Source organism: Methylotetracoccus oryzae, assembly GCF_006175985.1.
Classification (GTDB): Bacteria; Pseudomonadota; Gammaproteobacteria; order Methylococcales; family Methylococcaceae; genus Methylotetracoccus; species Methylotetracoccus oryzae.
This window is the reverse complement of record NZ_SRSH01000007.1, coordinates 120,866-132,978: the sequence shown is the minus strand read 5'-3', so window position 1 is coordinate 132,978 and position 12,113 is coordinate 120,866. Positions and strand designations below refer to the sequence as shown.

Below are 12,113 nucleotides of genomic sequence, written 5' to 3'. Positions count from 1 at the left end.
CCGCCAGGCGCGTCAGCCTTCGCTCGCCGTGTTCCCGACTAAAGGCGGGCGAAAACGCGTTCCGCCGCTGCCAGTGTCTGGTCTATCACGGGTTCGTCGTGGGCAATCGAGACGAATCCCGCTTCGAAAGCTGACGGGGCGAGATAGACGCCTTCCTCCAGCATGCCATGGAAAAAGCGGCGAAACCGCTCCTGGTCGCAGGCCATGACCTGCTCGAAACGGGCGATTTCCGCCTCGGGAGTGAAGAACATCCCGAACATGCCGCCGACGAGCTGCGTCATAAACGGAATTCCCGCCCTTAGCGCCCGCTCACTGAGTCCTTCCGTCAGATAACGTGTCAGGTCGGCAAGCCGCTCGAAGAACCCCGGTCTCGCGATCAATTCCAGGGTCTTCAGTCCGGCGGTCATCGCGACGGGATTTCCCGACAGGGTCCCTGCCTGATAGACGGGACCAAGCGGTGCGATCCGCTCCATGATGTCGCGCCGGCCGCCGAACGCGCCGACCGGCATTCCGCCGCCGACCACCTTCCCGAGTGTCGTCAGGTCGGGTATGACGCCGTACAACGCCTGGGCGCCGCCGATACCGACCCGAAAACCGGTCATCACTTCGTCGAAAATCAACACGCTGCCGTAGCGTGTGCATTGCTCGCGCAGTGTCTCCAGAAAGCCGGGAGCAGGCGGCACGCAATTCATGTTGCCGGCCACTGGCTCGACGATGACCCCCGCGATCTGCTCCCCATACTCGGCAAAGAGCAGCTCGGTCTGTTCGCTGTCGTTGAAGGCGGCGGTCAGCGTGTGTTCGGCGAGCGAGGCGGGCACGCCGGGAGAGCTCGGCACGCCGAGCGTCAGCGCCCCCGAACCGGCCTTGACGAGCAGCGAGTCGGAATGACCGTGATAACAGCCTTCGAACTTGAGGATCTTGTCACGCCCGGTGTAGCCGCGCGCCAGCCGGATCGCGCTCATCGTTGCCTCGGTCCCGGAACTGACCATGCGGACGAGTTCCAGCGAGGGCACCAGTTCGCACAGTCGCCTTGCCATCTCCGTTTCGATCAAGGTCGGCGCACCGTAGCTGAGGCCTCGGTCCACGGCGGCATGTACCGCGCTCAACACCTCGGGATGGGCGTGGCCGAGAACCATCGGACCCCAGGAGCCGACGTAATCGATGTAGGCGCGACCAGCGGTGTCGTAGAGGTAGGGGCCTGCCGCGCGCGCAATGAACAGCGGATCGCCGCCGACCACACGGAACGCTCGGACCGGCGAGTTGACGCCGCCCGGAATGTACTGCTGGGCTTCCAGAAAAGCATCGTGGGATGCATTCATGATGTGGACTCCTCGGGGAGGGGCTGTATTCGGCGGCGGACGGTGCGGCAGGTCAGGCCTTGGGCAGGGTGACGCCGGTCTGGCCCTGATACTTGCCGCCGCGATCGCGGTAGGAAACTTCGCATGGCTCGTCGGCGCCAATGAACAGCACCTGGGCCACCCCCTCGTTGGCGTAGACTTTTGCCGGCAGCGGTGTCGTGTTGGAGAACTCGAGCGTCACGTGGCCTTCCCACTCGGGCTCCAGAGGGGTGACATTCACGATGATGCCGCAGCGGGCATAGGTCGACTTGCCAAGGCAAATCGTCAGCACGTCGCGCGGGATCCGGAAGTACTCGACCGTACGGGCCAGCACGAAGCTGTTCGGTGGAATGATGCAGACCTCGGACTTGACGTCCACGAAGCTGCTTTCGTCGAAATTCTTCGGGTCGACGATGGCCGAGTTGATGTTGGTGAAGATCTTGAATTCGTTCGAGCAGCGGATGTCGTAGCCGTAGCTCGACGTGCCGTACGAAATGACGCGCTCACCGGCGGCGTGACGGATCTGCTGCGGTTCGAACGGTTCGATCATACCGTGCTCGGCGGCCATGCAGCGGATCCAGCGGTCCGACTTGATACCCATAATGTCGTGTCAGGCGGCGGAGGTTCAGGTGTTCGTGACGGTGATCTTGGGAAACCGGCCGCTGTAGTCCTTGGCTTTTCGCGCGAGACGCGCCGCCATTTTGCGGGCGATGGATTTGTACATCTGAGCCGCGCTGCCCTCCGGGTCGGAGATCACGGTCGGATGTCCGCCGTCTGCCGCTTCCCGGATCCGGATGTCCAGCGGCAGGGCACCGAGCAACTCCACGCCATAGCGCTCCGCCATCCGGTGTCCGCCGCCGGCGCCGAAGATCGGCTCGGCGTGCCCGCACTGGCTGCAGATATGGATGCTCATGTTCTCGATCAGACCGAGGACCGGGACGCTGACCTTTTCGAACATCTTGAGCCCCTTCTGCGCGTCGAGCAGCGCGATATCCTGAGGTGTCGTGACGATGACGGCCCCGGAAACGGGGATCTGCTGCGCGAGGGTCAGCTGGATGTCCCCGGTGCCGGGCGGTAGGTCGATGACAAGATAGTCGAGATCGTCCCAGCTCGTGTCCTTCAGCAGCTGCGTCAGCGCGCCGGTGACCATCGGGCCGCGCCAGATCATCGGCGTGTCGTCATCGATCAGGTAGCCGATGGACATGGTTTGCAAGCCAAGCGCCGTGACTGGCGAGAAGCGCTTGCCGTCCGTCTGGGGGCGTCCTGTGACGCCGAGCATCAGGGGCTGACTCGGGCCGTAGATGTCGGCATCGAGCAGGCCCGTGCGGGCGCCCTCGGCGGCGAGCGCGAGCGCAAGGTTGACGGCGGTCGTCGACTTGCCGACGCCGCCCTTGCCGGAGGCGATCGCGATGATGTTCCGGACACCGGGCAGTGGTGCCAGATTCTTTTGCACCGCGTGCGAGACGACCTCTGTGCCGATGTCGATGCTCACTGCCGTCGCGCCGAGGGTGGCCGTCAGGCTCTCGCGAATGGCTTCGGTCAGTTCGGGCCAGAAGCTGCGGGCCGGATAACCGAGCCGCACGCATAGCTCGATGGACGTGCCGTCGATCGCGATCTGCTTGACGGCTTTGGCGCTGATCAGATCGCTGCCGAGGTTGGGATCGATCAGAGTGCGGAGAACGGCTTCTACGTCGTTGTTCGAGAGAGACATGCGGGAAAATCTGCCGGTCGATTGAGCCTGTCATTGTACACGGTGAGGCCGCGGCCGTCGCAGTGGCGGGGCGGCTGTAGGGCGCCGCGAACGAGCCGCCCGGCGGATATGGGATAATGATGGGCTTGCCCTATGGACTGCATCAACCCGATGAACACGCCGCGAAGAATCCTGGTCACCAGCGCCCTGCCTTACGCCAATGGCCCCATCCATCTCGGCCACCTGGTCGAATACATCCAGACCGACATCTGGGTGCGTTTCCAGCGGATGCAGGGGCACGAATGCTGGTATGTCTGCGCGGACGACACACATGGCACGCCGATCATGCTCCGCGCGGAGAAGGAAGGTATTCCCGCCGAAGAGTTGATCGCTCGCGTGCACGCCGAGCATTCGCGCGATTTCGCCGGTTTCCGGGTCGAGTTCGACAATTACTACACGACGCATTCCGACGAGACGCGCGTTTTTGCGGAGCGTATCTACCGCGCGCTGCGCGACAAGGGCCTGATCGAGATGCGGGCGATCGAACAGTATTACGATCCGGTCAAGGCGATGTTCCTGCCCGACCGCTTCATCAAGGGCGAGTGTCCGCGCTGCCACGCGGTGGATCAGTATGGGGACAGCTGCGAGGCCTGCGGCGCGACCTATGCGCCCACCGACCTGATCAATGCGTACTCGGCCATCTCGGGGGCTCCGCCGATCCGGAAGGAGTCCGAGCACTACTTCTTCAAGCTCGGCGAATGTGCGGTATTCCTCAAGGAGTGGACCCGGGCCGGTCACCTGCAGTCCGAAGCTGCGAACAAGATGAACGAGTGGCTGGAGTCAGGACTGGCGGATTGGGATATTTCGCGCGATGCGCCGTATTTCGGCTTCGAGATCCCGGAGGCGCCGGGGAAATATTTTTATGTCTGGCTGGACGCGCCGATCGGCTACATGGGCAGCTTCGCAAAACTGTGTGGCCGCACCGGCCTCGATTTCGAGGAATACTGGCATGCGGATTCCGATACCGAGTTGTACCACTTCATCGGCAAGGACATCCTGTACTTCCATGCCCTGTTCTGGCCGGCCATGCTGCGTTATTCCGGCTTCCGCACGCCGACCCGGATCTTCGCGCACGGTTTCCTGACCGTGAACGGCGAGAAAATGTCGAAATCCCGGGGTACCTTCATTACGGCGGAAAGTTATCTGCAGCAGGGGCTGAATCCCGAATGGCTGCGCTACTACTACGCCTGCAAGCTGAACGGCACCATGGAAGACATCGACCTGAACCTCGATGACTTCGTGCTGCGCGTCAACAGCGATCTGGTCGGTAAATATGTCAACATCGCGAGCCGTACCGCGAAGTTCATTTCCGAGCGCTGCGGCGGAGAACTCGCCGCGCCGGAGCCGCCAGTCCAGCGGGTTTTCGATGCGTATCGTCAGGTGATCCATCGCGGTCAGCACTACGCCAATGAGATCCTCGGCGAGTTCGGAGTCGGGCTGCTCGCGGCGCAGGAGTGGCGTGAGCTTCACGGCGCGGAAGCGACCGAACCTGCGGACGATGCCATCGCGACGGCCGCAGGTGTGCTGGCGGCGGGGTTTCGCGCGCAGGCGGGCTATGAAAAGTTGGACTGCGCAAAGGCAATGCGCGAGATCATGCTGGCCGCCGACCGCGTCAACCAGTATGTGAACGATCAGGCGCCGTGGGCACTCGCCAAACAACCGGGCCGCGAGGCGGATGTGCAGCGCATCTGTTCGCTAAGTCTCAACTTGTTCCGTATCCTGACCGTGTACCTGAAGCCGGTGTTGCCGGCCGTCGTCGAGGCCGTCGAGACGTTTCTGGCCGTACCGCCGCTGCGTTGGGAGGATGCGGGTACGCCGTTGACGGCGGGGCACCGCATCAATCCTTATCAGCACTTGCTGACACGTATCGACAAGGTGCGCGTCGATTCGCTGGTCGCTGCCAATCAGGCCAGCTTGGCAGCGACGGACGTGCCGGTCCGCTCGTCGGCCAAGCCCAGCGAGCATCAGCAGCACGAGATTCACCCCGTTGCCGAAACGATCACGATCGACGATTTCGTCAAGCTCGATCTGCGCGTGGCGAAGATCGCGAACGCCGAGCATGTCGAGGGGGCGGACAAGTTGCTGAAGCTGACGCTGGATCTCGGCAACGAGAACCGGACAGTGTTCGCCGGCATCAAGTCGGCCTATCCGCCCGAAGCATTGATCGGGCGGTTGACGGTCATGGTCGCGAATCTGGCGCCGCGCAAGATGAAGTTCGGCCTGTCCGAGGGCATGGTGCTCGCGGCCGGACCTGGTGGTGCGGACATCTTCCTGCTGTCGCCCGATGCCGGCGCGCAGCCCGGGATGCGCGTCAAGTAGCTGGGTTTCCGGCAGCTTCAGGGCTCCGCGCCGGCACAGCGGCTCACCTTTCGGGGGCCGTCGCGCAGGTCGCACGCCAGTGCCCCTGAAGGTCGGCGTGATGGTCGATGTGGCGGTACCGGTGCTGCTTCAGAAGTGCGCCAACGGCATGGGCCTGATCGAAGCCGTGTTCCAGCAGCAACACACCGTTCGGGCGCAGGCGCGCGCAGGCCTGCTCGGCGATAGTTCGGTAGGCAGCCATGCCGTCCGGCCCTCCCTGCAACGCGATCGGTGGTTCAAATCGGAGGTCGCCCTCTCTTAGGTGCGGGTCGGTGTCCGGAATATACGGCGGGTTCGAGACGATCAGATCGAACTCCAGCCCGGCCGGCAAATTTGCGAACCAGTCGGATTCCAAGAAACGCACCGCGGCTCCCCAGCGGGCCGCATTGCGTCGAGCGACCGCCAGTGCGGGAGCGCTGATATCGGAGGCGGACACGGTGGCGGTCCGATACTCGGTTGCCAGCGTCACGGCAATGGCGCCGCTGCCGGTCGCAAGGTCGAGTACCGCAGCGGTCGGGTGCTCACGAAGGTGGGCTAGCGCCATCTCCACCAGCAGCTCCGTTTCCGGGCGCGGGATCAAGACCGCGGGTGTCACGATAAAGTCCCGGGACCAGAATTCGCGTGACCCGGTCAGATAAGCAATCGGTGCGCCGTTGACGCGCCGTTCGATCAATGCGTCGAAAAGCGCCTGCGGTTCCGGTTCCAGAGATGCCTCTGGCCACGCGCGAAGGTAGGTGCGGGATTTCCCGAGCACATGGGCCAGCAGGATCTCGGCATCGAGCAGTGCCGACGGGCTGGCGGTCTCGAGCCGACGCGAGGCAGTACGGAGCGCCTCGGCCAGAGTCGGCGCCGGTCCGTCAGGCTTCAGAAAGCTGGGCAAGCAATTCGGCCTGATGCTCGTTGGTCAGCGGCTGGATGACCGGATCAAGGTCTCCGGCGATGATCGCATCGAGTTTGTACAAGGTCAGGTTGATGCGATGATCCGTCAGCCGGCCTTGCGGGAAGTTGTAGGTCCGGATGCGCTCTGAGCGATCGCCGCTACCCACCTGCAGTTTCCGCGACGCGGCGATTTCGGCGCTCTGCTTTTCCTGTTCGGCGGCCAGGATGCGCGATTTCAGCAGCGACATCGCGCGGGCGCGGTTTTTATGCTGCGAACGCTCATCCTGGCATTCGACGACGATGCCCGTGGGGATATGCGTCAGGCGCACTGCCGAGTCGGTACGGTTCACGTGCTGCCCCCCTGCGCCCGAGGCGCGGTAGGTGTCCACGCGCAGGTCGGCCGGATTGATGTCGACCTCGACCTCGTCGACCTCGGGGAGGATTGCGACGGTGCAGGCCGATGTGTGAATGCGGCCCTGGGCTTCGGTCTCCGGCACACGCTGCACGCGGTGGGTGCCGGCCTCGAACTTCAGCCGCGAATAAACATCCTGGCCCGTGATCCGCAAGACAACTTCCTTGTACCCGCCATGCTCTCCTTCACTTTCGCTGACGATCTCCGTTTTCCAGCCGGAGATTTCGGCATAGCGCGTGTACATGCGCAGCAGATCGCCCGCGAACAAGGCCGCTTCCGCGCCTCCGGTGCCGGCCCGGACCTCGAGAAAGATATTGCGTTCGTCGTTCGGATCGCGGGGCAGCAGCAGGATCTGGAGTTGCTGGTCCAGTTCGTCGCGTTTGGCTTCAGCGTCGCCCAATTCCTCGCGCGCCATGGCGCGCACTTCGGGATCCGGATCCTGTTGTAGTGATTCGGCATAGACGACGGCGTCCAGTGCGTCGCGGTAGGCGCGAAAACAGGTGATCACCGGGTTCAGCTGGGCATACTCACGGCTCAGGGATCGGAAGCGGTCCTGATCGCCCTGTACCTCGGGGTCGGTCAGCAGCGCCGTGATTTCGTCGAAGCGGTCGGACAGGCTTTCGAGTCGGGTCTGGATGCTCGCCTTCACGGGTCGGAGGGGTCCTTGAGCTGAAAGAGTTCCCGAGCCGCGGCGACAAGATCGGGGCGTTCATTGATGCCCGCCATGCGGATCTGCAGGCTGGGGGTGTGCAGCAGCTGGTTGGTCAGCGTGTCGGCCAGCAATTGTAACGCGTCTTCGGGCGCCCGCCCGTTGCGTAGGGCGCGCAGTGCTTTCGACAAGGCGCGGTCGCGCAATTCCTGAGCATGTGCCCGGACATCGCAGATGGTCGTGTTTACTCCCTGCGCTCTGAGCCACCCGACGAAATGTGCCACCTCGACGTCGAGGATCTCCTCAGCCTTCTTGGCCGCTTCACGACGCGATTCAAAGTTCTCTTCAATCGTGTCCTTGAGATCGTCGACGGTGTAAAGGTAGGCGTCGGGGAGTTGTTCGACTTCGGCTTCGATGTCGCGTGGTACGGCGAGATCGACCATGAACATCGGTTTGTGCTTGCGCGCGCGGATCGCGCTCTCCACGCTTCCCTTGCCGAGTATCGGTAGCGGACTGGAGGTGGACGAGACGAGAATGTCCGCCTTGGCCAGATGCAGCGGCAACTCGTCGAGCGAGATTGCAAAGCCGCCAAACTGAGATGCCAGCGCATGGGCCCGGTCAAATGTCCGGTTGGCAACGATCAGGCGGCCGATCCTGTTTTCGGCGAGGTGGCGCGCAGTGAGCTCTATGGTATCGCCGGCGCCGATCAGCAGCGCAGTCTGCTCGCTCAGGTCGTCGAAGATGCGCTGTGCCAGCCGCACAGCAGCGAACGCGACCGATACGGGGCTGGATCCGATCGCCGTATCGGTACGAACTTTCTTAGCGGCCGAGAACGCATGGTGAAAGAGCCGGCTCAGGACCTTGCCGAGTGTGCCGGCCGCATTGGCCGTCTGGTAAGCCTGCTTCAACTGGCCGAGGATCTGCGGTTCCCCCAGAACCATCGAGTCGAGTCCACTGGCGACCCGGAACATGTGACGAATCGTGTCGGCGCCGCGGTGCTGATAGAGATAGGGGCGGATATCACCGGGTGACATTTGCTGCTGGCGAGCGATCCAGTCGATGAGCACCTCGCTCTGGGTCACGTCCGATTCACAGTACAGCTCGGTCCGATTGCAGGTCGAGAGAATCGCTGCACCTTCCACGTCAGGTATCGCGACAAGATCGCGCAACGCAGAGGCCAGCCGATCAGAGGGCAGCACTAACCGTTCCCGAACGCAAAGCGGGGCGGTATGATGGCTTAAGCCCAAAGTCAAAATCGACATCTACTGAAATATCGCGGCGATCAAGCGTATAATTGTAAAAAAAGCCCGTCCTCAAGTCCAAAGCGCAACGTCATAGCGCGCTGCGGCCAGCCTTCCATTTCGACGTGTCGCTTACGGAAACCTCAGATCGCTTGACCTTACGCTCGTTCCTTTGTTCGGCAGCATTCCTGCCGTTCGTTGGAGGGGGGGTGGCCTGCGCTGCGGGCCGTGCGCGCAGACGGTTGCGGTTTCAGACATGACCCGCGGACTGTTGTTGCGCCAATTGTGATTTCCATCTTGAGACCTTTGCTTCCCGGCCTTGTGCTGGCCGCGCTGCTGGTTGCCTGCAATGGGCTTTTCGGAACGGCTCGCAATGGGGTGGATTTTGCCTCGAACGACCTGCGAACCAGCCATTCCCCGTTGCCCCAGGCCTCGGAGTATGTCTATCTGGTGCTCAGCGCCGAAATCGCTGGACAGCGGGGCGATTACGCAGGCGCACTGGAGCATTACCTCGAAGCCGCGAAGCTCACCCCCGATCCCAAGGTGGCAGAGCGTGCGACACAGATAGCCCTCTACGCCAAAAATCTCGGCAGTGCGGCGGAAGCGGCGGCTCTGTGGAGCCAACGCGATCCGTCGAACACGGCCCCGAAGCGAATTTCCGCGATCCTGAATTTGAAGCAGGGCAATCTCGAACAGGGGGTGGCTCAGTTGCGCACGCTGTTGAGCCTGCCGTCGGTCGATGTCGAGAGCACGCTGATCGAATTGGTCAAGATGCTGGACGGTGAGTTGTCGAAGGAAGACGGCCTGCGTGTGATGAAGTCGCTTCAGGAGGCCTTCCCGCATGTCGCCGAGGTCCACTTCGCGTATGCGTTGCTTGCCACCAACAAGGGCGAATATGCGCTGGCGCTCGATCAGACGCAGAAAGCCCTGTCGATGCAGCCACGGTGGAGTCGCGCGCAATTGCTACAGGCTCAGTTGATGTCACAAATGGGTGACTCCGAGTCGGCGCGAGATATCATTCGCAAGGCCGTAAGCCGCGATCCCGCTAACGATCGACTGCGTCTGATACTGGCGCAATTCCTGACCAAGACGGGCGATCTGCGTGGCGCAGAGCGGGAACTGAAAGGCGTTCTGTCCCGTGATCCGGGTAACGATGATGCGCGATTCGGTCTCGCGGTGCTGCTGCTGGAGACCGGCAAGGAAGATTCGGCGCGGGCCGAGTTGCGCAAACTGCTGGGTACCGAGAAGTGGCGCGGACAGGCCAGTTTCTACCTCGGTCTGCTCGAACTGCGTCAAAACCACCTACCGGAGGCGCTGGTCTTTTTCGATAGTGTCGACTCGGGGCCCAGTGAGTTCGACGCGCGAGTCAACGCGGTGACCGTACTGGTCAGTCTCGGACGCGTGGACGAAGCGCGCGGCCGGCTTAGCGAACTGCGTCAGCGCTTTCCGAACGAGTCGCTGCGCCTGTATCTGGTCGAGGCCGACCTCCTCGTGAAGCGTAAGGAGCCGCAGGCGGCTTTCGATCTACTGACCTCGGCACTGGCCGAGGATCCGGGGCGGGCAGAACTCCTGTACAGCCGGGCGCTGATTGCCGACCAGTTGGGTCGTGCCGATCTCCTCGAGGCCGATCTTCGCGCCGTCATCGAGAAGAGCCCCAACGATGCGAATGCGTTGAATGCGCTCGGCTTTACACTGGCCGATCGCAATCTGAGGCTCGACGAGGCGAAGTCCCTCATCGCGCGGGCGATGCAACTGAAACCGAATGATCCGGCGGTGATGGACAGTTGGGGTTGGCTCCACTATCGCCTGGGTAAGCTCGATGTCGCGCTGGATTATCTCGAGCGTGCCCACCGTCTTTTCAAGGACCCGGAGATCGCCGCCCACCTGGGCGAAGTATTGTGGGAAAGCGGGCGCAGGGAAGAAGCGCGGCGCGTGTGGCGGGGTGCCTTGAGCAAGGATCCGGAACATCGGGAGATGCAGCGCATACGGTCCAAGTACCGGGAAGCGTTTCTGCGGTGAGCGTCCGGACTGGGGTTTACTGTGCCCTGATCTCCCTCTTGCTCGGCCTCGCAGCGTCGGGCTGTGCTCCGCGCTTGCCCCCGGTCGCTGCAACGCCTGACGCTCAAAGTCGGTTGCTCGGGTTGACCCACTGGCGGATGGTGGGTCGCATCGGAGCCCAGACCGCGTCGGAGGGGTTCCATGGCAGCATCCGGTGGGAACACGAGAACGCGCAGGACCGTGTCCAGGTTTCCGGTCCCCTGAGTCAGGGTGGTGTATCGATCGTTTTGCAGGACGACTGGATCCTGATTCGGGACGACCGCGGGGAGGTCAAGACTTCGCGCGATGCCGCAGCGCTGGTGCGGCAGGAACTCGGTTTTCCCGTGCCATTGTCCAGTCTCCGCTACTGGGTGATCGGTGTGCCGCGACCCGCTCGGGACGCCGTACCGCGGTACGATGCTGCCGGTCTTCTGCGGGAATTGAAGCAGGAAGGCTGGTCCCTGGCCTACGAGCAGTTCGTGTCGGCGCAGGGGGTGGCGTTGCCGCGTAAGCTGTCGGCGAGCGGAGATGAAATGAAACTGAAGCTGGTGGTCGATGAATGGGAAATTCTGCCGTAGGGGCGTCGGACGTGGTTGACGCGAAGGTGCTGCGCTTGCCGGCGCCCGCCAAGCTGAACCTGATGCTGCGGATCGTGGGGCGACGGCCGGATGGGTACCACTTGCTGCAGACGGTGTTTCAATTCATCGACCGCTGCGACTGGATCACGCTGCGGGAGCGCAGCGACGGTAGCATCCGTCTGCAGACCCCGCTACCCGGTGTGCCTGCAGACTCGGACCTGACGGTGCGTGCCGCGGCCCTGTTGCAAAGTCACACCGGCACCCGCCGGGGCGTCGACATTACGCTCGAGAAAAATCTGCCGATGGGTGGCGGCCTCGGTGGGGGTAGCTCCGACGCCGCGACGGTTCTCGCTGGCCTGAATGCGTTGTGGGAATGCGGCTTGACGTTGCAGGAGTTGCAGGACCTGGGCTTGAGGCTCGGTGCAGACGTGCCGGTCTTCCTGTTCGGTCGGGCAGCTTGGGGGGAGGGGGTTGGGGAGCAGCTTGTGCCGCTGGACTTGCCTGAGCCCTGGTTCCTCGTTGTCGTCCCGGCCTGCCATGTGTCGACCGCAGACGTGTTCAATGCGCCGGAATTGACAAGGGATAACCCGCCCGTCACAATACGCGCTTTTTTCGACGGCAGCCACGCGAATCACTGTCTGCCGGTGGTTCTGGAGCGTTACGGGCCCGTTCGGGCTGCCTTCGCGGTTTTGAGCGATCTGGGCGCGAAGCCGCGGCTGACGGGAACGGGTGCGTGCGTTTTTGCGACCTTCGAGGAGCAGGCTCAGGCTGAGCGCGCGGCCGAGCAGATGTTGGAGTCGCAGTGGGTGTGTTTCACGGCGCGGGCACTCAATCGCTCGCCCTTGCTTCAGGCGCTGCCGCCGGCGCCATAG

At 63.0% G+C, this 12,113-nt stretch carries 10 protein-coding genes; 4 read left to right on the top strand and 6 right to left on the bottom strand.

The features are described from left to right. Positions 1–38: 38 nt before the first annotated feature. Genes hemL through apbC form a run of 3 tightly spaced genes read right to left on the bottom strand, consistent with a single transcriptional unit; the run spans position 39 to position 3,048 of the window. Positions 39–1,319, bottom strand: a complete 1,281-nt coding sequence (gene hemL / locus BWR02_RS08925) for a glutamate-1-semialdehyde 2,1-aminomutase (RefSeq protein ID WP_139557392.1) — start codon at positions 1,317–1,319, stop codon at positions 39–41. Positions 1,320–1,371: 52 nt separating this feature from the next. Further along, entirely contained in the window at positions 1,372–1,938 is a 567-nt protein-coding gene (gene dcd, locus BWR02_RS08920) for a dCTP deaminase (protein ID WP_129884061.1), read from the bottom strand. A gap of 24 nt (positions 1,939–1,962) precedes the next feature. Next, positions 1,963–3,048: an iron-sulfur cluster carrier protein ApbC gene (apbC, locus tag BWR02_RS08915; protein ID WP_139557391.1), complete on the bottom strand. Its 1,086-nt coding sequence runs from the start codon at positions 3,046–3,048 to the stop codon at positions 1,963–1,965. A 150-nt stretch (positions 3,049–3,198) separates the two neighbouring features. On the opposite strand from apbC, the gene metG reads away from it, so the two are divergent. Next, positions 3,199–5,406 (top strand): methionine--tRNA ligase, encoded by a 2,208-nt coding sequence (metG, locus tag BWR02_RS08910; protein WP_139557390.1) that lies wholly within the window; start codon positions 3,199–3,201, stop codon positions 5,404–5,406. A gap of 43 nt (positions 5,407–5,449) precedes the next feature. Here metG and prmC read toward each other — a convergent pair whose 3' ends face one another. The 3 genes from prmC to hemA are packed head-to-tail and all read right to left on the bottom strand — an operon-like array spanning position 5,450 to position 8,647. Beyond that, a complete protein-coding gene (gene prmC / locus BWR02_RS08905; RefSeq protein ID WP_236102064.1) occupies positions 5,450–6,325 on the bottom strand; it encodes a peptide chain release factor N(5)-glutamine methyltransferase in 876 nt (291 codons plus the stop codon). Then, positions 6,303–7,385 (bottom strand): peptide chain release factor 1, encoded by a 1,083-nt coding sequence (gene prfA / locus BWR02_RS08900; protein ID WP_139557389.1) that lies wholly within the window; start codon positions 7,383–7,385, stop codon positions 6,303–6,305. The genes prmC and prfA overlap by 23 nt, the downstream gene beginning before the upstream one ends. Then, on the bottom strand, positions 7,382–8,647 hold the full coding sequence (hemA, locus tag BWR02_RS08895; RefSeq protein ID WP_139557388.1) for a glutamyl-tRNA reductase: 1,266 nt from the start codon (positions 8,645–8,647) through the stop codon (positions 7,382–7,384). The genes prfA and hemA overlap by 4 nt, the downstream gene beginning before the upstream one ends. Before the next feature lie 285 nt (positions 8,648–8,932). Between hemA and BWR02_RS08890 the strand changes: the two genes are divergently transcribed. Genes BWR02_RS08890 through ispE form a run of 3 tightly spaced genes read left to right on the top strand, consistent with a single transcriptional unit; the run spans position 8,933 to position 12,113 of the window. Then, positions 8,933–10,645 carry a tetratricopeptide repeat protein gene (locus BWR02_RS08890; RefSeq protein ID WP_236102062.1) on the top strand — a complete coding sequence of 571 codons (1,713 nt, stop codon included), beginning with the start codon at positions 8,933–8,935 and terminating at the stop codon, positions 10,643–10,645. After that, a complete protein-coding gene (gene lolB, locus BWR02_RS08885; RefSeq protein WP_139557387.1) occupies positions 10,642–11,241 on the top strand; it encodes a lipoprotein insertase outer membrane protein LolB in 600 nt (199 codons plus the stop codon). The genes BWR02_RS08890 and lolB overlap by 4 nt, the downstream gene beginning before the upstream one ends. Before the next feature lie 11 nt (positions 11,242–11,252). Continuing rightward, positions 11,253–12,113 carry a 4-(cytidine 5'-diphospho)-2-C-methyl-D-erythritol kinase gene (ispE, locus tag BWR02_RS08880; protein WP_407941056.1) on the top strand — a complete coding sequence of 287 codons (861 nt, stop codon included), beginning with the start codon at positions 11,253–11,255 and terminating at the stop codon, positions 12,111–12,113.

Bases quoted from the DNA above. Each gene is read 5' to 3' on its own strand.
- hemA (WP_139557388.1), bottom strand. From the start codon at position 8,647: ATGTCGATTTTGACTTTGGGCTTAAGCCATCATACCGCCCCGCTTTGC.
- apbC (WP_139557391.1), bottom strand. From the start codon at position 3,048: ATGTCTCTCTCGAACAACGACGTAGAAGCCGTTCTCCGCACTCTGATC.
- hemL (WP_139557392.1), bottom strand. From the start codon at position 1,319: ATGAATGCATCCCACGATGCTTTTCTGGAAGCCCAGCAGTACATTCCG.
- metG (WP_139557390.1), top strand. From the start codon at position 3,199: ATGAACACGCCGCGAAGAATCCTGGTCACCAGCGCCCTGCCTTACGCC.
- dcd (WP_129884061.1), bottom strand. From the start codon at position 1,938: ATGGGTATCAAGTCGGACCGCTGGATCCGCTGCATGGCCGCCGAGCAC.